Origin of the sequence: Flavobacterium sp. LHD-85 (genome assembly GCF_030929595.1) — a bacterium.
In the GTDB taxonomy this organism is placed as follows: Bacteria; Bacteroidota; Bacteroidia; order Flavobacteriales; family Flavobacteriaceae; genus Flavobacterium.
Genome location: NZ_JAVFVR010000010.1, coordinates 208859 through 231338 on the forward strand (window position 1 = coordinate 208859; position 22480 = coordinate 231338).

Below are 22480 nucleotides of genomic sequence, written 5' to 3' on the forward strand. Positions count from 1 at the left end.
GCATTTAAATAAGTGAAACGCCTTTTTAAGAGAGTAAAACCTATGTTTCTATGTGTTAAAGAATAAAAAACCATTGAATACGATCTTGAAATATAAATTAATCAACTAAAAAAACTATTATGAACAGTTACAATGAAAATCTGCATTCTAGTGTATTGTCATCATTAGAAAGTCAGGCGATGACCAAAAAACAATTGAGTTCACAATTGAGCAATTCAATGTTTACTCTTTATTATGCCGAAGGAGCTGAAATTGTTGCGCAGGAAAAACTAGATGCAACAACCAAAATGTACCAAGAACAGCAACATATAAACAATGTAGTTGTTAAGAATAAGAACATGGCAGACAACTTGTTATTATCTGCAAATCAGCAGAAAACGTATGTAACACAAGCCGTTACCAATATGGCGGTTTGTGCATCTAACATTCAGATTGCGTCAAATTCTATTGTGCGTTTGGCAAGTGATATCGGAAGCATTTATAGCATTATCAATGCCGCAGATTATGGAACTCAAATATACCAGCAGGCTCTTGAGGCTTATAATCTGATTAACAAAACAGCTTATATTGCCGAGCAGAATTCGCAATATGCCATGGAAGCTACTGCATCTATTTCTGAAGTTTCAACCTCAACAGTTGCCGACGGTGCGAAATTAACCAATACTTCTGTCAACAATTTACTGCAAGTGACAACTGCAGATTTGACAGCTACAACTGCAGTATTAACGGTAGATAACGATACCAAAGCCAAAGCAAGTATTGCTACAAGAGCTGCTGAAGGCGCTATAAAATGCAGCGAAGTAGAATATGATGCTTCTAAAAAAGCATATGACTACAACAATGCATTATTCAACCAAAGTTTGGCTGTAGAAGTGCCAAAACAGTTTGATCCTACAGCAGGTACTTTTAGCGTTTCATTTGATGCTTATAGAAGTCCTTTTTCGCCAGAAGACAGAGATCCAGGAACGCAAAACAAAGGGTTGGCAAATCCTGTTTTAAGCTATAATATCATTATGGTAAAAGACAGCAGGAAATCTTTTTTTAGCGCTTCTACAGCAGAACTATTAGTGGGCAGTTCATCTCAATCCAAAAGCATTCCTGCTTCTCAGAATCCAGATGCTAAAGGAAAGTATAAATCGACTATCGCTTATAAAGAAGTTAGAGATTCTGATAATGATCCGCTAGTGCTTGGCGAAAATTATGTTGCTTTTCTTTTAATCATCTTTACAGAAAACTACAAAAAAGAAATCAATACGTTTGATGAATATCTGTCTGCACCTTCTGAGACGTTTGCGCTAACTTATACTTTAAAAAACGCTAAGAATATTACTAATTCTGGAAATGCTTCTGAAGATTTGTCTGGAATCATTTTTACTGTTGATAAAGAAGAAGTCTTAAAATCAAATGAAATTGATTATAGATGTTTCTTTTTGCCTTATCCTGATGACATCGCTACAAATGAAGATCTGAAAAACCTTGAATATGATATTGATACACAGGAGTTAGAAGAAGAAATTAAAGTTGTAGACGCAGAAATCAAATTTCTTGAAGAAGAGATTGTTACACTAAACAATTCTGCAGGTCAAACAGAAGGAGCTAAAAAAGACAAAGAAACAGATCAAGACAAACAAAAAAATCTTAGTTTAAAAAGTGCTTTGGCTGACGCTAAAGAGAAACTACGCATTGCAAAAAGTCAATTAACTGATTTGAATGCTAAACTGAAAAACGTTAAAGACAATTCTCCTAAACCGGTTAAAAACAGCAAAGCTTTCTTCTTCAATTTAAATTTAGCAGAAAACATTCCAGCTGGCAACTTTACGAGTGCTAGTCACCACAAAGCAGCTTCTGGCCAAGAATTTAGCGTACATATTGGCAGTACAACTACCGATAATTTTGGAAACCCGCTGGTTGAAGAAAAAAGTTATATTCCTGTTGTCTTGTCGTTTTACAATGGCAGTGAAAATTCTAAAGCGAAATACACCAACAGTCTTTCAGATTGGCAAAACACAACGCCAATATCTTACTCTACAAAAAAGAATTCGAAATCATCAACTCTTTAACACCTCAACTATATGGAAACTATATTATCAACACGTCCTAATTTGCAGAGATACGGAATTACAGAAAAGAAAAAAGCCGAACTAGATTTTATTAAAAATCAAGTGGTTGATGCGACTGCAATTGTTCAGCAGCAGCAAACCATTGTAAACTCGCTGAATGAGAAAGCAACCAAATATCAAGGCTATTTATTGGTTTCAGAAAGCAATCGTTCTCATGCTTTAAGCAATAAAAACTTATTAGATCAGGTTGTTCAAAATGCTCAAGGTTTAGCTCTTAATTCAGAAGATGCCTTTTCAAAAACGTCAACTGCAACTCAGGATTCAAAAAGAGTGAGCGTTTGGATAAGCGATTTGATTAGTAAATTGATTTATTCTGTAGAAATAATCAATAAACTGTCTAATCTTGTTATTCGTAAAAAAGCCCTTAATCCGCTAATTTCTGATGATTTAATTACCAGAATTAATACTGCTGGCACAGACGCCAACAATGCGGTTGCTCTGACACTCGTAGCTTTAAAATCTACATTGGCTGCAGAAGCTTCTGTTCTTGAATCTGAAGAAGCAATCACTCTAGAATCGAAACAAGCAAGTAAATTGTATTTTACCTTAACAGGTCAGAAATCTTTAAATCAGCCAGTACCAGTACCAAATGATTCAGATTTTTCGATTAGAGGATTAATATACCATGCTTATAAAAATGCTCAGGTTGCTTACGAAAAAGCCAATACGGCAAATGACGAAACAGGAAGACAATTAAGCATTGCAACTGCCAATTTAAGCAAAGCGCAAATCAAGCTTCAATCACTTCAATCTAGTTTAGCCGCAGCCACTGCAGCCGCTTATGCTTCTTAAGACAAATTAAAATGTCCACTGTCTGCATATGCATTCAGTGGACTTTAATCCTAATTTTTTAAGGTTATGGATCATACTAATAAGAATTTCTACAGACAGTTTTATCTAAAAACAGGAGGATTTTTGCCAACAAAACCGTTGAATAAAAGTCTTTTCCCTGGTGATTATTTCCAGATTAAAAATGGCGAAATCATTCTTCTGGGAAACATTTATCGCAATGGCATTATATCACATCACGATGCTGATATTAGCAGTGTAATTGCCTTAAATGATGCCAATTGGAATTTTAGCGATGGCATTTCAAAACCTTATTCTGGACGCTCGCTCGCACATGGTTCTATTGAAGGCGATTTTGAATTCAGCAAGCTGATTTTGGCTTTTGCCCATAAAGGAAGCTTCATTTTTAAAGCCGAAGAGCCCGAATCTGTAAAAATTAATAATTGGAACGAAATCCAGCATCAGCTCATTATAAAATTAACGCAGACCTTATATTCCTTCAGAGAACTCTACGTAGTAACCGAAAGTGCTACGGCCAAAAACACTACTCTGGCCACAGCTGGCGAACCAAATGCAGAACTGGAACTGGCTTGTGAAGCAGAAAACTTTGGTTTGACAGATATATTTGGACATCATAAAACCAAAACAATCCAGTCAAAAGATATTGAATATTACCATAGAGAAACCAAAAGAAAGCCCGCTTATTTTAAAGCTAAAAAATTAGTCGTTCAAGACGAAAAACTATCCTATTTCATTAGTGATTTTATCACCAGAGAAAACAATACAAGCGCTTGGACAGATTCTTTTTTTGATTCGAATTTTCATAATGATATTGATTATAACACTCAGATGCTTATGCAAAACGCACAGGGGTTTTATCTGGATATGTTACAATCCAATGAGTTAAATCCTAATACAGCTTTATTATACTTTAAATGGGCTGATGCTAATCTGGACGATGTAGAAAAACTATTTGGGGCTTATGGAAACTAATTCCAATATCATGGTTTTGTATAATGAAATGGATTGGCTGCAGAAGGTAATCGATCAGGTTATCTGCAGTTATCTGCTTCAAGAAGGCCATGAAAACCGATGGCAGGATATTCCGTTGCCCGAAGCTGATGACGATACCGAAGACAGTATTTACTACAAAAAAATAGCTGAATGGAACTTGAATCTTTACGAACGGCTATGTCTAGCTTTAATTCTAGCGCCACAAATTAAACCTGAAATTCTTGATATTTTCTTTAGCAAAAATGCTATGTACGATCGTGGTTTTACTGAATTTGGAGGTGTTGTCAATAAAAATCACAGCGGTTTTTTACCGACAGGTCAAACGCTCTCTTTTTTGATTACGGCTGTCAATCCTGAATTAAGAATTGAATTGCTTCATATTCTAAACACATCAAATATTCTTGCCAAAGAACAGGTTATGGTTCTAGAAAGTACCGAATCTAATGTTCCTATTCTGAATCAGATTCTATCGATTAACGAGCGCTGGCTAAACTTTTTCATAACGGGCACTCTGCCAAAACTTGAACATAGCGTTTCGTTTCCAGCTCAGCAAATTTCGACCAATTTAAACTGGGACGATTTGGTTCTCGAAGAACATGTTATGAATCAGGTCATGGAGATTAATGCTTGGCTTAATCATGGTGAAACCCTTATGAAAGAATGGGGTCTTGAAAATAAAATAAAACCCGGATATCGAACCCTTTTTTATGGACCTCCCGGAACTGGAAAAACGCTTACAGCAACATTGTTGGGAAAAAGCACCAATCGAGAAGTCTATAGGGTTGATCTTTCTATGATTGTTTCAAAATATATCGGAGAAACAGAAAAAAATCTGTCTAAAATATTTGATGTTGCGCAACACAAAGATTGGATTTTATTTTTTGATGAAGCCGATGCGCTTTTCGGAAAAAGAACCAATGCTTCTTCTTCAAACGATCGGCACGCTAATCAGCAAACGGGATATTTACTGCAAAGAATTGAAGATTTCCCAGGAGTGGTTATTCTCGCATCCAATTTAAAAGAAAATATGGATGAAGCTTTCTCAAGAAGGTTTCAATCGATGATTCATTTTACAATGCCAACTGCCGAAGAAAGAATGCTATTGTGGGAGAAAGCTTTTTCAGGAAAATGTCAGCTAGATCCTAATATTGATATCGAAAATATTGCCGAAAATTATGAATTGGCTGGCGGTGCCATTATCAACATTTTGAGGTTTTGCGCTTTGGTTGCCATTCAGAAGAATGAAACTATAGTGAGTAAACAAGATTTATTGGAAGGCATTAGACGTGAATTTAAAAAAGAGAACAAAACACTCATGGTTACTCAAATGAATTGACGCATTATGAAAAAGAACGAAAACATAAAAAAAGTTGCCGTTGCTGCGCCTCAATTGCATCGCCTTAAAGTGACGCTTAAAATTGGAAACTGGAAAAAATATTTCGATTCCAATTATGTTAATACCATCATTGCAATGGCTTTGAATGATTTCGACGACAAGATCTTTTTTTTCATAAACGGATATCTTATTACGAGCCAAAATCTTTATTTGGTTGTACAAACTACTGAAAAAAGTGTAGATGAAATGGTGAGTAAAATTGAGACTAAGATTATTCATTTACTAAAAAACAATCCTCAAAAACTAAAAGAAAACCGTGGTGAAATTTCTTTTATTGCTGATGAAGAGAGTCTTTTTTATGCTGCGCGTAAACCTTTATTTAAAATATATCCTTTAGAAAATGATCATCTGATAAAACTCATTACAGGAAGAAAAGTAAAACTCCCCTATTTTGATAAAAACCTTGAGAATTTAAAAACTATGGTTCACAATCATCCTTTTTGTTCGGCGATCCATTATTTAGGTGGCATTGGTCCTGTAAAAGTCACATCGTATAAAGATCAAATAGACTCGGAAGAATAAGCAGTTATATAATTCAAAAAAAAAGAAGAAAATGACGCAACAACACAAAAAGATATCCGAAAATATAACCTCTATTGCTGCGGCGAATGCTACTCACAACAGTAACACGACTCAGTTAAAAGATAATCGGGAATACTCTGTCGTACAGAAAAAACTGCAAGAGAACACATTATCAGATAAGAGGGTTACACAGTTAAATGGAAAAAAGAATCAAAAGAAAAGAAAAAGACAAGATTCAGAAAGTGACGACGATGGTAGTGGCGATTATGTTCCGCCACAAGCTAAAAAACAAAAAAGATTTCATATACCAAATGACACAAGAGATCATGTTATAGAGAATACTGCCCATCAACGTGCCAATGTAAATAGCAATTTTGACGCAATTTATACCTGTCCTGGCTGCAGACGTCCACTCGCCTTTACAAGAAAGGGAAGCCATAAGTTGGAGCTAACCAAATTTGCTTATACAAGTAAAGGAGGAAATAAACACGAGCAACGTGCTTTAACATTAGATCACTATCCTACTTGGGCACAACGTGAACGTGATTTGAAATCTAAAGGTGCAAGTGATGCAGAATTAAAAGAAGACCACAATGATCCGGATCGTTTAAGAGCTTTTTGCAAAGTATGCAATGAAAGCCATAAATATGAGAAAAAGAAAAAAGTCGATTATGATAGTGAGGATGACGAATCTGGATACCACACACCAGATGACGAACCTGAAAATAAAGGTTTTTATAAAGATTTTCGCTACGATCCTGATCCGGGTACTGGTGGCGCAGGTATAACAACTTAGAAAATGATACAGCAATACAAAAAAATACTAGAAGATAAAACGCTTGAAACTGCTTCAAAAACAAGCAGCAGTTCCAATGCTATACAGTTAAAAAATAATCGGGAATATTCTGTTGTACAACAAAAACTTGCTGAAAATTCAACAGCAATCACCTCTTCATTTACTCCTATTCAAAGAAAAACAAACAACACTGGTCTGCCCGATAATCTAAAATCTGGAATAGAAAATCTTTCCGGTCATTCTATGGATGATGTGAAAGTGCATTATAACTCAGATAAACCTGCGCAGCTCAATGCGCATGCTTATGCCCAAGGAACAGATATTCACATCGCCTCGGGGCAAGAAAAACATTTACCTCACGAAGCTTGGCACGTAGTACAGCAGAAGCAAGGACGAGTAAAACCTACTTTACAGATGAAAGGCAAAGTGAATGTCAACGATGATAAAGGTTTGGAAAAGGAAGCTGATGTTATGGGATCAAAAGCGCTTCAAAAATCAAATATTAATACTAAAACGACTAACCTGAAAAGTAAATTAACTCCTACTGTTTCATCTGTTGTTCAACCTGTTTGGGATAATGATATAGCAGATGATGAGTTAAAAAGATCAAAAAACCTTCCAGCTTCTCAAATCGTTCCAGAAAATATTCGATTGCAAGATGAAGCACAAAACTTGGATCAAGGTCAAAGTATGCGTGAATCTCAAAAATTTAGTGCAACTGGATATGAATTTGAATTCGCACAATTATCACCGGAGGCTAAAGAAACTGAGTTTGGAAAAAAATCTCACATGCATCTTGCTACTGGCCCAAAATTTCCTCTGTATCCTGGAATTCCATTTATGGTTGAAACCGATATGGGAGCTGTTATTGAATTAGCCATGCCTCCTTTGTTGATTCCACGTAATCCTAAATCAAAACAAATCAATAAACAATGGGTAACCACAGTAATGCTTAAACTTGAAAGAGGGCTAAAAGCACTAGCGCGTAATAGTGCTCAAGACTTGAAATCAATTCTAAAATCTGTTCAAACTTTTTTTGGATTAAGACAAGCTTTTGTTATCAATCAAGATGTTGAAGTAACTAGACTTGGAGCACGAAAAGCTAAATATGGACATATGCAAAAAAACAGCCGTATAAAAGGCAAATACACAACCGCTCAAGCAAATATTGTGACCACACTAGAAGAAGCTATAAAAATGGCTTATAATAAGGAAGATCTTCCTGCTGAAATAGCAGAAGTTAAAACCCTACTTGATGCTAAACTTAAAGCCATTGACGGCGAAGATCCAAAAAACTATGGAATTTTTGTAGCTCAAAAATTAAGCGAAATTCCATATATGTTTATGGATACACTACATGCAAAATCACTAACGGAACAGGCTTCTGACGAAGAAAACAAGCCTACTTTTGATTTATTAAAACAACTTGCCGGTCACGATACAAACAAATTAGAAAAAAATAAAATACACATACGAAACGAAGGAGATGGTCCCGATGTTACAAGGTACACCGCTCGATCGGTTGTTAGTAGAGTAAAAGGTCGCGGTTTTGGGTGGATCAAATCAACGTTAGGCCAACAAGTTAAATTATTTTCACCTAAATTGATAGAAGCCACAGATCAGTTATTGTCAGACAAAGATCCATTACTTGCTGCTCTACAAAAAACAACGGCATACAATGCAATTGAAAAATACTCAAACCTTGAAGGAGGAGAAAACCTAATTACCGAATTTAAAGAATTTGTGAAATCAGCTGTAGCTAATATGAGAAATTTATTATCAAAGAAAACTAGCCCTGAAGACGAACAAGTCATAAAAAACAATACAAGAGAACAGATCGCAAATCCTGATGAACGTCATTTAATATCATCCGCTAGACCAGATACTGTAATTTATCTTAATGACCAAGGTGCTGCCTATCAACAAAACGAAGCAAATGATGCTGTACTAGTAGAGATTCGTCATGCATCAAAAGCATTTAAAATAAAATATAGTGATCGCACTACCAATAAAGCATCCAAAAAAGACCTACATATTGCAACCCGTGCTAAAAAAGAATTAGAACATTACAACGACAAAAACTGGAAAAAAGCCTATAAGGAAGCTAACCCTCAAACAAATACTAACAAACGGATTAATATTGAAAAGGAAATTTTTGAACTGTTAAGCAATAGACATATAAACGCAGCATATCAAAACGTTATACACAAATTAAAAATTAGCGAACCTAAAACAGATATTTTTTGGAAAAAATGGTTCGAAAAAACTAATCTCTCTTGGGAAAGTGAAGAAAGTGAAGAACCTGTTAAAGACTTAAGACAGGATTGGTATAATAAATCTAAACGTAGCCGTACTGGAAAACAAAAAGCACAAAATAGAAAAGAGAGAAAAAAGTTAAGAGAGAAAAGAATAACTGATCGTGGCAATAAACCAAAAAAGGAAAGCTCTGCTAAATTAATGAAGTCATACAAAAATGGGGAATATTAATTCGAATACATAATATGATTTTTAATATATCTTATAGCTAAAGCAAAGAGCTAGTAATAAAAAACTAAAAAATGGTATTGAATGGTTTAGATGAAATTAAACAGAAAAATTCTAATTATTAAAAGAGTTAGTGAACAAATCTTAATTACAAATTTTCTAAATATTAACCTTTAAAAACTACAAAAATGAGCGACATTTCTAGAATTCCAAATGCTTCGGCATTATTTCCTATGCGAGGAAGTGCTTATGTACCAGCGCCATCAGATGATGCGTTAAATCCTCCGGAAAAGTATTTTGACACCGATTTTACCAATTCTACCTTTCCTCTTCTATGGGGAAAAGAAAATGGCGGTCGTGGCGATCTTTCTAATTTTGCCAATGATCTTAGAGTGAATTTTTTACATCTATACGATTGGAATATACCTCCATTTCCTGGTCAGGAACCAGGGCCATATAAGAGATCGCATATGTCTTTTTTAAATGAATGTGCAGCCAATAACATTAAGGTTTTTGTCCCTATTTCTAATTATTTTTTGAAAAAATTAAACAAGGGAGAAGAAGATGTGATTCCTGATATTAAAGCAATGGTAACTGAAATTTATGATGCTGGAACTACTCCTCATCAAGCTGCAGGAATATGGGGAATTGGAAATGAATTTGATCTGGCAGGAGAATTTTCTGTTACTGATGTTGCCAAGATGATTCAGATTCTTGTCAATATTGAAACCAGTATGGGAATCCCTGCATCAAATTTACTGCCAATTACCTCGCCAGTTTCATTTGCAGACCCGACAAATAAAGATATACCTGGAATTATTGCTATCCAAAATCTTCGTGCTGCGCTTCAAGCCATAGGCTTAGAGAATGTTTGGAACACCCGATTCATTGCCTCTACAAATCCACAGAATATTGGTGCTTACATTAAGAACTATATAGATAATACATTTCCATCCTATTTTCCTAATACTCCTTTTTTCTTCGCAGAAATGGGCACTCCTATTAAACAGGATCCAGGCTGGCCTGTAAAAACAGAACAAAATCAGGCAGAATGGGTTCTTTCTCAAATACAAAATTCACATCCGCGAGGCAACTTTTTAGGCGCTTGTGTATTTCAATTTCTGAATCAAACGACCCTTAAAGAAGGATCTGAGTCTACTTTTGGAATGACAAAACCCTCGGGTTCTTTTACAACTGGCACTATTCCAAATAACTATACACCTAGCGGTGGAAAATCTTATAGAGTAGATAATTTAACACACAAACCAATGTATCAGAGTGTAAAAACGGGGTTTTCGGCGTTTTAAAATATTATTAAAATGTTACAATTTAGAATAAATCAGTGAGCAGTTTTCAACTTAATAAGGCAAAACTGCTCAACGATTTAAAACTTCAATACAGTGTTTCACGCATGCTTAATCAATTTCAGTAATAAAGTTTTTTTGCTTGACCAAAAAAATTGATTTATCTACATACAGTTTGTACTTTTGCCCCATGAGCAATAATTTTACAAATGAATACTTTGGTATAGGAATACAAAATGGTAAAACACCAGAAAACTTAGGTGTTTTGTGGCGATCGGCTCAAAACTTAGGCGCTACTTTTATATTTACCATAGGAAACCGATATGCCAAGCAAGCCTGTGATACACACGATGCAGTAAAAGCAATTCCGTATTTTCATTACGATACTTTTGAAGCTTTTTTTGAAAATTTACCAAAAGGAGCAAGATTAGTTGGTGTCGAATTATCTGAAAAAGCTGCTGATCTCGAAACCTTCGAACACCCAAGACGCTGTATTTACATATTGGGTGCAGAAGATCATGGATTATCTAAAAAAGTAATGGAAAAATGCCATCACTTGGTAAAATTTAAATCAGAAAAAAGTTTGAATGTAGCTGTGGCAGGAACTATTGTTATGTATGACAGAAATTTGTCTAAACCACGTTCGTAAAATAAAAGGTTTAAAATATTGAAAGGCTTACAAATAAAATATCCATTTTAAACGCTATGCCATTTATCATTGCGATATTTAAATTTGATTATTTTTAAAATAATAAACTAAACCTTATTAGTACATTTTTTTAAGTAAAAGCGACCCAGACACAAAACTGTTGTTGCCAGAACATACTCCTGAAGCTTTAATAGTTATTCGTTTTCCTTCACCTAGAAATGAACTAGAAGTTGCAAAATTAACAGGCCTTCCACTGCTATCTTTAACAATATTTCCATCAATAGCCACTTCTATAAAATTTTGCTTGCATCCGAGAGATTCAGAATTTACTGAAAACTGAAATTCTTGAGCTACTTTTAAATCAGCAACTAAAAATTCTTTATTGAGCTCGGGCTTCGCTGCCCATGTAGATGTAATGGCTTCGACGGCTGGACTCTGAATGATTTCCCATACTCCAACCGATACCATACTTACACCGTTTTGTCTTAATTCAACCCGTTTACCTTCTACAACAACTCCTCCACCCTCCATAAATTTTCTTGGCAGTTCAATTCCATCAACTATTATAGTATAGTCATCAAATAAATTATCAGCACTCAATGTTCCGTTGATTATTCTATAAATACGGTTAGAAGCTGTGGAATTACATAAAATTGTCGTCTTATTTGGATTTACCGTACTCCATACTCCTTTGTAAAGATTTATGGGTGTTGAACTCTGAGCACAAAGATTAATTGTATAAAACAAAATCAGCAAAAAGATATTTTTTTTCATTTAAACAAATTTTGATTGAAGTATAAATCAGTTAAAAGGAAATCCTGCAGTAAGAACAATAGAAGTTCTTTCCCATCTGTCTTTTTCAGAATTACGATTATTTGACCAATCTTTGGTTTGAACTTGCAATCCTACAATAGCTTCTATAGGAGCTCCTTTTGCTGTAACATATAAACCTAAAGCTGGGTTAAAAGAGGGTTTGTAATTTTCATCAAAGGCATAAGTCATATGTAAATTTGAAAAAAATCTTTTACTGATAATATATTTTCCAAAATCAAAATTTAATCTTGCAAACATCTGATTTCTCTCTATTTCATCTGTAAGATAAACTGTAGATGTCTCTGAAACCGTTCGAATTGAAGTGCCACTAGTTATAGTTTGCTCGCTTGTTATGATTTCCATTTCATCAAGAATATCTGTATTATCTTTTAAACCAAAAGACCCTGAAATTCCAGCTGTAAATGCACCTAAAAAATTAAATATCGTATTTTCATATTTAACATTTTGGAGATTCAATCCATAATTGAGTCGGAACCCCAAATTTGTCTGCTCATAAATTTGATCATCAAATGGTTTGGATGCGTCAAATATATTGTTTCTTGAATACAGACCTTCAAAACCTAAAAAGTGGTATACGAAATTAACATCTTTAACATCGTCTCTTCCTCCATAATCGGTCGCATCAAATATTAAATTCCCTCCTAATTTACCGCTAAATTGAAACTCACCACCTTTAAATAAATTAGAAGTACCCTCTTTTGCGTTAGCAGACAAGGTTATGGTCCAATATTTTCCTTTTTGGACATTTGTAAATTCTTTTGGACTAAAAGAAAAACCTATCGACTCCTTTTCTGCATTTATTAATAATGTATTGGCTGTAAAGATTTGAAAAGATGTTTCTCCTTCTCCATCTTGAATTACGCTAAACTGAGCATGTCCATAAAACGTAATTAATAAATTCACGATAACAAATAGTTGTTTTTTCATAGTAAAAATGTTAGTCGATATTTTTCAAAGGTTTAGTTCTTATAGAAACATTTCGTTTTGTATCTCCTGTTTCACCTTCCCATTTGAGAAAAGCTTTTTCTCCATCTAGAGTAATAATTTTTAACTCAGCTTCCCATTCAGTTCCTGTTACTCCAAAAACTTTTAAGGTGTATTCGAACGGATTTTCAATTAGCAGTTCAAATTCATCATTTTCCCATTCTTTTCTTTTTGAATCAGATTTCAAGATAATTGTAGATTCCTCCTGCTCTGGATAGAAAAAAACATTTGCAAGAGTTCCTTTAGAGATTAACTTAAAGTGAAATTTTACTTTTTTCATTTTTATGGTTTTTAGGTTAGTTATTAAGGGTTTAATATTATTTTTTTTCTTCTGAAGTTATTACCCCAGTTTTAATATCTGTCGTAATATGAGTATTTATTTGGGCAGACCCTTCTTCTATATTACTAGTATCATTATCACTTGCTCTTAACATTCTTATGAAATATAATCTTGTCCATAAGTATCCGAATAGAAAACCTAAACATGCGTAATAGAGAATAATTAAAACAATTAAGGCATCATTATCAAGCTTTGTGCTCATTCTGATGAATATGGCTGTCTTTTTAAGAAGAGGGATGATTTCATGAAGTTGAGTAAGTCCAAGTCCAAGAATTATTTTAGTTAGCCAATCACTAACTTGAAGCAAATTATCATTACCAATATAACGTGATTTTGATTTTTCAGATTCAGCAATTATCGCAGGTCTTGGAATACCAAAAAGAAAACCAATCATACTTGTAAAAGCAAAAGCAGCACCCGCAATAAAAAGTAATGTAGAACATATTGAAAATACTTGCGCTCCTCTTCCTTTAGCTAACCCATTGGAACAACCTCCACAAACAAATAATATAATACCAGCAATCCCGATAATGACTAAAAAAATAATAAATCTAAACGCTTTATTTTCTTTTTCATCTTCTAAATTTTGCTTCCGTGAATTTGTTCTGCTATTACTTTTTAAAAGTTCCCACATATATTTCTAATTTTTAAAAACAGTTTGTTTTTTATAATAAAAGAATAGTTTACGATTAAAACCTTCCCCTTGTTCTACAGCTATTCTTATACTTCTTTTATTCTTTATCTTATTTATTGCTGCGCAAATAGTAGGAACGAATAACTCACCAGGCACTATTTTAACCATCTCTGACAACCATTGACCACTATTAGAAACCAAATTGTTGCTTGTTGGCAAATTTTCTTTCTGAGACTTATCTGCTAGAAAATGTTTTATGTCATTATGTTTCTCCTCAGGAAATGAAGCATCTCCCGTATAAAAAATCCAATATTCATTTTTGACAGGCTCTACCAGAATAGCCGAATCTGGATTATGAATAACCTTGTTTAAAATAAATCCTACCTTAACAGGGTCTGAAGTGAATATCGCTGAAGTATATTCACTCAATAAATTTGAAGCTGTTTCTTTCATATTCTAAGTGTTAGTTATTAAATCTTACCATTTTTTATAAGAAGAGTTCTTAATTTGGACAAGCACATTGCTGCTCTTTACCAAAAAAAGAACAAATACTGAAACTAATAGGCTGACTTGCCGTCACATAAAAACAACCAAATAATTGCCAGCCTCCAGGCTTTAAAGTAAAAGGAACATGATCATAAACTGTATGCCCTTCATAAAGCCAGCTTTTCGTTACGCAACCAGAAATTTCTTTGGAAGAATGTGTATTTGTGAGCCTATAATAACTATATCCCTGTACCACACATGAAAATTGATCTGCGAAATAATTATCCGCACGTAGAAAATTTGTAGAAGAATCAGATATTAGATCAGCCTTGATCTTTATAAGTTTTAATGCCGTGTTGCCTTTTGAATCAATTGTACCTTTATCAAAAAACTCTCTTGCTTTAGTTTTTTCATTTAATTGAACTCTGGCGCTTGAATCAACTTCGTTTTTATAAAGATGTTCCTGCTCTTCCGTTTTTTCGATGCCATGTTTTTCGTCTTTCTGATTACACCCAAAAAAAAGAATAATCAGCATTGCTGTAGTAATCTTCAATTTCATATTATGTTAGTTTAGTTATTTAGTTCTTTTGCTAAACAAGCTCAAAGAATTACATAGCTAAAGTACATTGGGAACGAAGTATGGTCTCGGGGAGATTTCCGGTCAGGAAGGGGGAAAATTCCTGTTTTTGAATTATAGCGAAATTAGCTGTAGACGAACCGCTTCTAAAGCCATACCAACACGGCTTTTCACATTTAATTTAACAAAGATAGCTTCGCGGTAGCCATCAATTGTTTTTTCTGACAGGCACATTTTTGAAGCAATTTCTTTATAAGTCATATCGCTGCAGGCATGATGCAAGAATAACTGTTCGTTTGTTGTTAATTTTAATTCTTTTTCATCATGGCACAGTAATCGTCTCAGATTCTTATTAACAGTATCACTATTATAATAACCATTGCTATTGATTTCTGTTAATGCTTTATCCAATTCGTTTGGATGAATGTCTTTCAAAAGGTACGAACAGCATCCAGCCTTTATCATTTTTATAATCGTGCGGTCATCATCTTTCATAGAAAGGGCGACTAGTTTTACATCTGGGTATTTTTTTGATAATAAAAGCGCCGTTTCCTCTCCATTCATAACAGGCATATTTACATCAATAAGTATAATGTGAGGAAATTGCAATGTGACTTCTAGCTGATTGAAGAGATCTTTCCCGTTCAATGCTTCCATAATCACTTTTTTTCCAGAAAACCCATCAATGAGTGTTGCTAATGATCTCAAAAAAAGTTGCTGATCATCTGCAAGCGCAATAAAGATATTCTGGTTATGAGTTTCCATTGATTTTATATTATCAATTTTAATATTGTTCCTTGTCCTGAATTTTCAATCGATAGATGTCCGCCAAGCAAATTCATTCGGTCACGCATACTAGTAATACCTTGCCCATTGTGCTCATTTTTATATGAAATCCCGACACCATTATCCTGTATTATCATGCTAAATTGATTTGAATAATCTACTGAAATCATTATTGATGTAGCACTTGCATGTTTTAGAATATTATTCAAACCTTCTTTGGCTATCCTATACAAGGTAAAAGCTGTTTTAGGTTCAAGGCTTGAATTACCAGTAACATTAAGTGATATAGAATGTGTTCCTATATTTTTAATTAAAGTGAGATCATCATTCAATGCATTTTCAAGATTGAAGCTATGAAGATTTTCACTATAAAGATGATTTGAAATATTACGGAGATCAACAATAGCTTTTGTTACAAGCTCAACTGTTTCATTAAGTTTTCCGCCAGACTCATCTTTTATCTTTTCAAGTAAATGAAGATTAAGTTTAATGATCGACAATGTTTGACCGACTCCATCATGAATTTCTTGCGAAATTTCATGAAAGGCATTCTTGCGTTTTTCTTCGGCAAGAAGAATACTGTTTTCTGCCAGTTTTTTAAATGCAGAATTCTTTCCTGTTTCAAATACATATGACACAAAAAACACAATTAGAATTAATCCAACTAAACAATTTATAGCTAGTGAATTTTTCCAACTTAAATCATAATGTAATGGAAACGAATAACCTAATTTGTCTGAAATTCCAAAATATAATGCAATAACTGTATTAATCAAAAGCCAAATTACTCCTGTTTTTCTTCCATTCATTAACAAGGCAACTACTGGTGATGTTGCGAGCCAAGGCAAAACTGGAGAGATTAGTCCGCCAGAAAAATAAATGGAAATAAAAACGGCTGATACCCCTATAAAGACATAAAAGTTGATAATAAATAAAAGTGGTAAATTCTTTTTTACAGCAAAAAGTAATAACAAATGCAGTATTGCAGCAGTAATTAAACTAAGCGTTCCTTCGTTCATTTTAATAGTTACCGTAATGAATGCATAATCAAGGTCAAACAAAAAGGTAATCAAGATTATGTTTACTACAAGCTTATACTTAAGTAGTACTTCCGGCAATTCTTGCTTCTCTAAGGGAATAAAATATAATGTTAGTTTTTTTAGCATCTCTATTTATTTTTTAAACAAATAAATAATATAGTTTAGCAATTTTACCCACCATATTTCATGAGACTTCCAGGATAATCCTTTTTTATACCTTCTTTTATCGAGGTATTTTGAAAAAAGCAACCATTTAGGTTCATGAATATCCCATATTTCACAATACTTAGCTTTACTTCCGCTAACATCTATAATATTGTTTGTAGCTCTGCGTGCGGCCTCATTAGCTCCTTCCATAGTAGCCAAATCAGTAAATGATCTAACATAATCTGAAGCCAAGAAAAGATTAGAAATTGAGGTACGAGAATCATTGCGTATTGACCAAGTATTAATTTCGTTAACCAGCAATGGTTCTTCATTTTCATGCACTGAATTCTTGCCATATGGGGCCGGCATATTCATAATAGTATTAGATTTTCTCTTTTCACTATTAAAAAGATCTTCACTAAATATTATTGAATCATCAATAAAAGCCATAAACATGTTTTCATCTGCTAGTATAACCTCTGGCGTATTAAAAGAGATTTTAAGCTGATGCCAAACTTCGAGAATCACTTCCCATCTTGTACAATTATGTGCAGGTTTATCAACTAGGACTCCTTTTCTTTCCCAATTACTTACATCTACAGATATTATTCCTTTAACATAGCCATCACCATAATCAGAAAGATTCACATTCCAAAATTGTGCTTGTGAGATTGCCGTTAACGACCAAGGACTATCTGATAAAATTATATGTCCATCCACAATTTTCACATCCTCTCTTAAATAAAACTGTATTCCGTTCATCCAAACAACAGATTTTTTAAGTGTATCGGTAAATTTTAAATTTGGATCTAATTCTAATAAATGTTGCCTATTCAAAATTGGCGCCGCTCTTTCAACTGGGACTGCACATATAAAATAGTCTGCTTCATGAGTGGATACCAAACCATCTTTTTTGATTTTAACAGACGTTATTTTTCTTTCTTTAACCTCAAAATCTACTGCTTCACAAGCAAAGTTAAAATCAACATTTTTTAATTTTAAGTAATCTAGCCAAGGTGTAAGCCATTTCTCGTTTGTTGGGCCCGACAAAATCCTATCGGTATGCCTTGTTGGATCAACCATGTTGAACATTAATTGCACTAAAATATCTCCATTGGTTTTAGTGTTGCAGGTTTCAGCTTTTGCTGCAACTAAAGTTCTAGTAAGGCCGTCTACAAATACAGTTCTGTAAGCTTCGCTATGTACTGCTGCTTCGGTAAATTCCCACCATCCTGTACGTTCATATTCATTAAATCGTCTATCCTTACAGCTTGTCAGTAACTGCCATAATTTTAGAACTATTAAGTTTTTTTCTTCCTTGCTTAATCCGGTATCAAAAATTTTGATTTTTTCAAGTAAATCTTTAAGTCCTTTGATAGAACGTGGTAGATGGCTTGGCAAAACAATAGGAATCGTATTCGCTCTTGCCATCATCATATTTGGACAGTCAACTAAATTATCTGCAACACACTTTTCGTTTAAATCTCCCTTAAAAGGTATGCGCTTCATTGTATCAATGATATGCTTATAAAAACCAGGAAAAAAACGAAAACCATGTTCGCCTGGTAATTCTTTACTTGGAGATGTTGCTGTTCCCTTTATCGGAATACTTCTGGCTTTTCCACCACATAGTGTTTCTTGGCGCTCAAATACAGTTACTTTAAATCCGCGCTCAACAAGTTCATGAGCGGCACTCATTCCTGCAACTCCACCGCCAATAATAATTACGTGTTTTTCATTTTCGTTCATTTGGGGCGTTTTCTATGATTTTAGGCATGAATCACCAAAAATCATTATTCAAGTAAATGTATTTCAATAAAATAAGATACAGCCACGTAAAAACACCTGATTATAATGCCTCAAATGATTCAAAAGAACTAGCAAGAACTTTTTACACAATACTGTAACTCTAAGAACAGCACCTTCTAAACTTCATTGCCAATAAAACATCTTATTCTTATTTTTTTAATACTTTTTTTACATAAAATATTTTTTACCGCTAAAAAAGTCATTAAAATACATTCTCAGGACATTATTGCACCCAAAAACGTATTTTATTTCTCCTTCCAAAAATCATTATTAGTCAATTTTGCACACGAAATTACTGAAGACCTCCACATAAAACAATGTCATAAGTAATTTCCAAAACTAACTATTCAATTAACCAAATTACCAACCGAAATGACAAATTTTAACAGGATTAAAATGGGTCCTAACGGTGTGTCTGGATTTAGTTTGAAAACAAAATTGATGCTATTCTGTGTCTTGTTTTCATTATCCCAAATCCACGGATACGCTCTTAGTTCCAAAGGCGTGGCAAAATCGCAAAATGTACAACAGCAAAAAAGCATTACCGGACAGGTCAATGATGAAAATGGTATGCCGCTCCCAGGTGTGACCATTTTGGAAAAAGGAAGTAAAAATGCTGCCTTAACAGATTTTGATGGAAAATTTTCTTTAAAAGTAGAAAATGAAAACGCCGTATTGGTATTCTCTTTTATGGGTTATACCAATACTGAACTTTCCGTAAAAGGAAAAACTACCGTAAATGTAAAAATGCAAAGAGCAACAGCTTCGTTAGAAGAAGTCGTGGTTGTTGGATACGGTAAAATGAAGAAAAAGGATTTAACAGGAGCAATTGCTCAGGTTTCTCCTGATAGATTAGTAAATCAAAATCCGCAGACCGTTCAGGATATCTTAAGGGGTACTCCTGGTGTACGAGTAGGTTATGATCCTTCTGCAAAAGGAGGCGGGAAAATACAAATTCGCGGGCAGACTTCAGTCTATACGGCCAGTACAAATAAGGATGAAAAAAGTGGGCCTCACAATGCACCGCTTATTATTCTTGACGGAATGCAATTTTATGGTGAGCTTTCAGAAATTAACCCTGACGATATTGCACAACTTGACATTTTAAAAGATGCTTCGGCCTCATCTGTTTACGGTTCGAGAGCGGCTGCAGGAGTTATTCTTATCTCAACCAAAAAGGGTAAAACAGGCAAACCTATGGTAAGTTTTACCACAAACACAACCATTAGCAACAAGAGCGCTTATCGTAGTGTGTATTCTCCAGAAGGATATTTAAAATACCGCGAAGATTGGGAAACTGCTCAAACTTATGGCGTTAACCCTGCTACAGGAAATTATGAAGCCTTTATAGCAGGAACAGTAGCAAATGGCAGACCTGGCTATTTTTCAAATCCAAACGATTTGGCTAAATGGGGCATTACAGAAGCGCAATGGCTAGCGTATCAGCCTGCTGCTCAAACAACAGGAAAAAGCAGTAAAGAAGTATGGGGAAATCGTTTAGGATTAAATTTCGATCCTTCGCTGATGGCAAATTTCCTAGCCAACAAAACACATGACTGGAGTAACAGCTCGTTTAGAACAGGAATTAATCATGATAATAATTTGAGCATTTCTGGAGCTAGCGATAGAGTAAATTATTATATGTCTTTTGGCTATTTAACTTCAGAGGGAGCAATTGTAGGAAATGATTATAAATCTGCTCGTTCTAACATGAAAGTTGATGCAAAAGTTACAGATTGGCTTGACCTTGGACTAAACGTTAATTTCCAAGATCGATCAGACGGAGATGTTACTCCTTCTTTAGACACGCGTTCTGGGTTTAATAATATGATGAGAACCAGTCCGTTTGGAACTTTTATAGATGCAAATGGAAACTATGAAAGACAGCCGATGGGGAAAAATGTTTCTGGACAGAATTATAACTATTACTACGAGCGCCAATTTATTGAAAAAGAGACAGGATATACCACATTGAATACTATTTTCAATGCTAAAGTAAGTCTGCCAGCAGGCATTACTTATACATTTAATATTGCTCCTCGTTACCAATTTTTTCACGACCGTTATTTCAGATCTACTCAGAATCCAAACTGGCCTGCAGCTACTACAGGGGTAAACAGAAATAATTCGACAAGATTTGATTATAACTTGAATAACACCATAACTTGGGATTATACAATTGCTCAAAAACATCACATTATTGCCACTTTTGTTCAGGAAGCGGAAGAACGCCGTTATTGGTCAGATGAGACAGATGCATATAATATTCAGCCTTCAGATGCTTTAGGATTTCACTATGTGAATACGGCAACAATGGCAAATAGTGCTATTAGATCAAACGACACGCATGAAACAGCTGATGCATTAATGGCTAGACTTTTCTACTCGTTTGATAATCGTTATATGCTTACAGCTACTATACGCCGTGACGGGTACTCTGCATTTGGAGCTTCAAATCCTTATGCTGTTTTCCCATCCTTTGGAGTTGCATGGAACTTTAAAAATGAGAAATGGTTTAATTGGGAAGCGATGAGCACCGGTAAACTACGTTTGTCTTGGGGGCAAAATGGAAATAGAACTCTTGTAGATCCGTACGTTTCTTTAGCAAACTTGGTAAATACAGGAACAATGGGGTATCTAGACGCGTCAGGAAAAGCGCTTGAAATAAAATATTTATCTCTTGATCGTATGGCAAATCCTAATTTGGAATGGGAAAAAACAACATCAACAAACATTGGTCTTGATTTAGGTTTCTTGCATGATCGTATTACTGCTACTATTGACGCCTACAAATCATCTACCCATGACATGATTATGAGCCAATCTTTACCTGGTTTTACAGGGTTTTCAACAATTGCCACTAACCTTGGGGAGGTGCAAAATCAAGGTATAGAATTAAGCCTTAACACTCTTAACATGAAAAGGCCAAATTTTGAATGGCGCACTTCATTCGGAATCTCTTATAACGAGAATAAGATTGTGTCATTGTATGGCAATATGGTAGATATTAAGGATGCAAGCGGTAATGTTGTTGGAAAAAAAGAAGGAGATGACTCAGCTAATGGATGGTTTATAGGAAGACCAATTACTCAAATCTGGGATTATAAAGTAACCGGAATTTGGCAGAAAGAGGAATGGAAAGAGGCTCAAAAATACGGACAGCGTCCTGGAGATCCAAAAGTAGCGAACAGCTATACAGCAGATGATGTAGATGCAGTAGATGCAGATGGAAATCCTTATAAAAAAGCCGTTTATAATGAAAAAGACAAACAGTTTTTAGGAAATTCAAATCCTCCAGTGCAATGGATGCTACGTAACGATTTCAAAATTTATAAAAATTGGGATTTAGGCATTAGTATGTATGCAAATATGGGAGGCAAATCTCTTGATTCCAATTATATGAACACCTTCAACGATTCTAGTTTGTATAAATTCAACTTTAATCCATATCTGAATCCGTATTGGACACTTGACAACCCAACAAATGAATGGGCACGTCTTGATGCAAAGGGACCTGCAGGAACTCCAGTTGCACCAGGAAGATTGTATGATAGAAGTTTTATTCGTCTAGACAATATCTCGTTAGCTTATACCCTTCCTAGAGATCTTATGGATAAAGTGCATATTAAAAGTATAAAAATCTACGCTTCAGTTCAGAATGTTGCAACATGGGCTGCTTCTAAAGAATGGAAATATTATGGAGATCCAGAAACAGGCGGACTGGCTACGAGACAGTTTAATTTAGGTTTTAATTTCCAACTTTAAAATT

Annotated in this window: 19 protein-coding genes; 10 read left to right on the forward strand and 9 right to left on the reverse strand. The window is 34.5% G+C overall.

Going from position 1 to position 22480, the window contains the following annotated elements; translation table 11 throughout:
* The first annotated feature begins 119 nt into the window (after positions 1 to 119).
* From RB618_RS17200 to RB618_RS17240, 9 genes are all read left to right on the forward strand, one after another.
* Positions 120 to 2060, forward strand: a complete 1941-nt coding sequence (locus tag RB618_RS17200; protein WP_308069868.1) for a hypothetical protein — start codon at positions 120 to 122, stop codon at positions 2058 to 2060.
* A 12-nt stretch (positions 2061 to 2072) separates the two neighbouring features.
* Positions 2073 to 2912 carry a hypothetical protein gene (locus RB618_RS17205; RefSeq protein ID WP_308069869.1) on the forward strand — a complete coding sequence of 280 codons (840 nt, stop codon included), beginning with the start codon at positions 2073 to 2075 and terminating at the stop codon, positions 2910 to 2912.
* Positions 2913 to 2978: 66 nt separating this feature from the next.
* Complete coding sequence (locus RB618_RS17210) at positions 2979 to 3902, forward strand: hypothetical protein (RefSeq protein WP_308069870.1); 924 nt, start codon at positions 2979 to 2981, stop codon at positions 3900 to 3902.
* Positions 3892 to 5259 (forward strand): ATP-binding protein, encoded by a 1368-nt coding sequence (locus tag RB618_RS17215; RefSeq protein WP_308069871.1) that lies wholly within the window; start codon positions 3892 to 3894, stop codon positions 5257 to 5259. The genes RB618_RS17210 and RB618_RS17215 overlap by 11 nt, the downstream gene beginning before the upstream one ends.
* 6 nt (positions 5260 to 5265) lie before the next feature.
* Positions 5266 to 5841 (forward strand): hypothetical protein, encoded by a 576-nt coding sequence (locus RB618_RS17220; RefSeq protein ID WP_308069872.1) that lies wholly within the window; start codon positions 5266 to 5268, stop codon positions 5839 to 5841.
* Between the two features lie 31 nt (positions 5842 to 5872).
* A complete protein-coding gene (locus RB618_RS17225; RefSeq protein ID WP_308069873.1) occupies positions 5873 to 6637 on the forward strand; it encodes a GH-E family nuclease in 765 nt (254 codons plus the stop codon).
* Between the two features lie 3 nt (positions 6638 to 6640).
* Entirely contained in the window at positions 6641 to 9124 is a 2484-nt protein-coding gene (locus tag RB618_RS17230; RefSeq protein ID WP_308069874.1) for a DUF4157 domain-containing protein, read from the forward strand.
* Between the two features lie 185 nt (positions 9125 to 9309).
* Positions 9310 to 10428 (forward strand): hypothetical protein, encoded by a 1119-nt coding sequence (locus RB618_RS17235; RefSeq protein ID WP_308069875.1) that lies wholly within the window; start codon positions 9310 to 9312, stop codon positions 10426 to 10428.
* Between the two features lie 187 nt (positions 10429 to 10615).
* The gene (locus RB618_RS17240; RefSeq protein WP_308069876.1) at positions 10616 to 11074 is read left to right on the forward strand and encodes an RNA methyltransferase; all 459 of its coding nucleotides are present in this window, start codon (positions 10616 to 10618) and stop codon (positions 11072 to 11074) included.
* 117 nt (positions 11075 to 11191) lie between these two features.
* Here RB618_RS17240 and RB618_RS17245 read toward each other — a convergent pair whose 3' ends face one another.
* The 9 genes from RB618_RS17245 to RB618_RS17285 all read right to left on the reverse strand — a co-directional run bounded on the left by RB618_RS17245 (position 11192) and on the right by RB618_RS17285 (position 18651).
* Positions 11192 to 11848, reverse strand: a complete 657-nt coding sequence (locus RB618_RS17245; RefSeq protein WP_308069877.1) for a hypothetical protein — start codon at positions 11846 to 11848, stop codon at positions 11192 to 11194.
* A gap of 27 nt (positions 11849 to 11875) precedes the next feature.
* Complete coding sequence (locus tag RB618_RS17250) at positions 11876 to 12835, reverse strand: hypothetical protein (protein WP_308069878.1); 960 nt, start codon at positions 12833 to 12835, stop codon at positions 11876 to 11878.
* A gap of 10 nt (positions 12836 to 12845) precedes the next feature.
* Entirely contained in the window at positions 12846 to 13172 is a 327-nt protein-coding gene (locus tag RB618_RS17255) for a hypothetical protein (protein WP_308069879.1), read from the reverse strand.
* A gap of 37 nt (positions 13173 to 13209) precedes the next feature.
* Positions 13210 to 13866: a hypothetical protein gene (locus RB618_RS17260; RefSeq protein ID WP_308069880.1), complete on the reverse strand. Its 657-nt coding sequence runs from the start codon at positions 13864 to 13866 to the stop codon at positions 13210 to 13212.
* Between the two features lie 6 nt (positions 13867 to 13872).
* Positions 13873 to 14319, reverse strand: a complete 447-nt coding sequence (locus RB618_RS17265) for a hypothetical protein (RefSeq protein ID WP_308069881.1) — start codon at positions 14317 to 14319, stop codon at positions 13873 to 13875.
* 49 nt (positions 14320 to 14368) lie between these two features.
* Positions 14369 to 14911 carry a hypothetical protein gene (locus tag RB618_RS17270; RefSeq protein ID WP_308069882.1) on the reverse strand — a complete coding sequence of 181 codons (543 nt, stop codon included), beginning with the start codon at positions 14909 to 14911 and terminating at the stop codon, positions 14369 to 14371.
* A gap of 132 nt (positions 14912 to 15043) precedes the next feature.
* The gene (locus RB618_RS17275) at positions 15044 to 15694 is read right to left on the reverse strand and encodes a response regulator transcription factor (RefSeq protein WP_308069883.1); all 651 of its coding nucleotides are present in this window, start codon (positions 15692 to 15694) and stop codon (positions 15044 to 15046) included.
* A 5-nt stretch (positions 15695 to 15699) separates the two neighbouring features.
* The gene (locus RB618_RS17280) at positions 15700 to 16881 is read right to left on the reverse strand and encodes a histidine kinase (RefSeq protein ID WP_308069884.1); all 1182 of its coding nucleotides are present in this window, start codon (positions 16879 to 16881) and stop codon (positions 15700 to 15702) included.
* Positions 16882 to 16887: 6 nt separating this feature from the next.
* The gene (locus RB618_RS17285; RefSeq protein WP_308069885.1) at positions 16888 to 18651 is read right to left on the reverse strand and encodes an FAD-dependent oxidoreductase; all 1764 of its coding nucleotides are present in this window, start codon (positions 18649 to 18651) and stop codon (positions 16888 to 16890) included.
* A gap of 432 nt (positions 18652 to 19083) precedes the next feature.
* On the opposite strand from RB618_RS17285, the gene RB618_RS17290 reads away from it, so the two are divergent.
* Positions 19084 to 22476 (forward strand): SusC/RagA family TonB-linked outer membrane protein, encoded by a 3393-nt coding sequence (locus RB618_RS17290; protein WP_308069886.1) that lies wholly within the window; start codon positions 19084 to 19086, stop codon positions 22474 to 22476.
* The last annotated feature ends 4 nt before the right edge of the window (positions 22477 to 22480 follow it).

What these genes read in the sequence shown, in the direction of transcription:
- RB618_RS17210 (WP_308069870.1), top strand. Translation starts at nt 2,979, where the DNA reads ATGGATCATACTAATAAGAATTTCTACAGACAGTTTTATCTAAAAACA.
- RB618_RS17250 (WP_308069878.1), bottom strand. Translation starts at nt 12,835, where the DNA reads ATGAAAAAACAACTATTTGTTATCGTGAATTTATTAATTACGTTTTAT.
- RB618_RS17255 (WP_308069879.1), bottom strand. Translation starts at nt 13,172, where the DNA reads ATGAAAAAAGTAAAATTTCACTTTAAGTTAATCTCTAAAGGAACTCTT.
- RB618_RS17290 (WP_308069886.1), top strand. Translation starts at nt 19,084, where the DNA reads ATGACAAATTTTAACAGGATTAAAATGGGTCCTAACGGTGTGTCTGGA.
- RB618_RS17200 (WP_308069868.1), top strand. Translation starts at nt 120, where the DNA reads ATGAACAGTTACAATGAAAATCTGCATTCTAGTGTATTGTCATCATTA.
- RB618_RS17285 (WP_308069885.1), bottom strand. Translation starts at nt 18,651, where the DNA reads ATGAACGAAAATGAAAAACACGTAATTATTATTGGCGGTGGAGTTGCA.
- RB618_RS17235 (WP_308069875.1), top strand. Translation starts at nt 9,310, where the DNA reads ATGAGCGACATTTCTAGAATTCCAAATGCTTCGGCATTATTTCCTATG.
- RB618_RS17230 (WP_308069874.1), top strand. Translation starts at nt 6,641, where the DNA reads ATGATACAGCAATACAAAAAAATACTAGAAGATAAAACGCTTGAAACT.
- RB618_RS17275 (WP_308069883.1), bottom strand. Translation starts at nt 15,694, where the DNA reads ATGGAAACTCATAACCAGAATATCTTTATTGCGCTTGCAGATGATCAG.
- RB618_RS17205 (WP_308069869.1), top strand. Translation starts at nt 2,073, where the DNA reads ATGGAAACTATATTATCAACACGTCCTAATTTGCAGAGATACGGAATT.
- RB618_RS17245 (WP_308069877.1), bottom strand. Translation starts at nt 11,848, where the DNA reads ATGAAAAAAAATATCTTTTTGCTGATTTTGTTTTATACAATTAATCTT.
- RB618_RS17220 (WP_308069872.1), top strand. Translation starts at nt 5,266, where the DNA reads ATGAAAAAGAACGAAAACATAAAAAAAGTTGCCGTTGCTGCGCCTCAA.
- RB618_RS17280 (WP_308069884.1), bottom strand. Translation starts at nt 16,881, where the DNA reads ATGCTAAAAAAACTAACATTATATTTTATTCCCTTAGAGAAGCAAGAA.
- RB618_RS17215 (WP_308069871.1), top strand. Translation starts at nt 3,892, where the DNA reads ATGGAAACTAATTCCAATATCATGGTTTTGTATAATGAAATGGATTGG.
- RB618_RS17270 (WP_308069882.1), bottom strand. Translation starts at nt 14,911, where the DNA reads ATGAAATTGAAGATTACTACAGCAATGCTGATTATTCTTTTTTTTGGG.
- RB618_RS17265 (WP_308069881.1), bottom strand. Translation starts at nt 14,319, where the DNA reads ATGAAAGAAACAGCTTCAAATTTATTGAGTGAATATACTTCAGCGATA.
- RB618_RS17225 (WP_308069873.1), top strand. Translation starts at nt 5,873, where the DNA reads ATGACGCAACAACACAAAAAGATATCCGAAAATATAACCTCTATTGCT.
- RB618_RS17240 (WP_308069876.1), top strand. Translation starts at nt 10,616, where the DNA reads ATGAGCAATAATTTTACAAATGAATACTTTGGTATAGGAATACAAAAT.
- RB618_RS17260 (WP_308069880.1), bottom strand. Translation starts at nt 13,866, where the DNA reads ATGTGGGAACTTTTAAAAAGTAATAGCAGAACAAATTCACGGAAGCAA.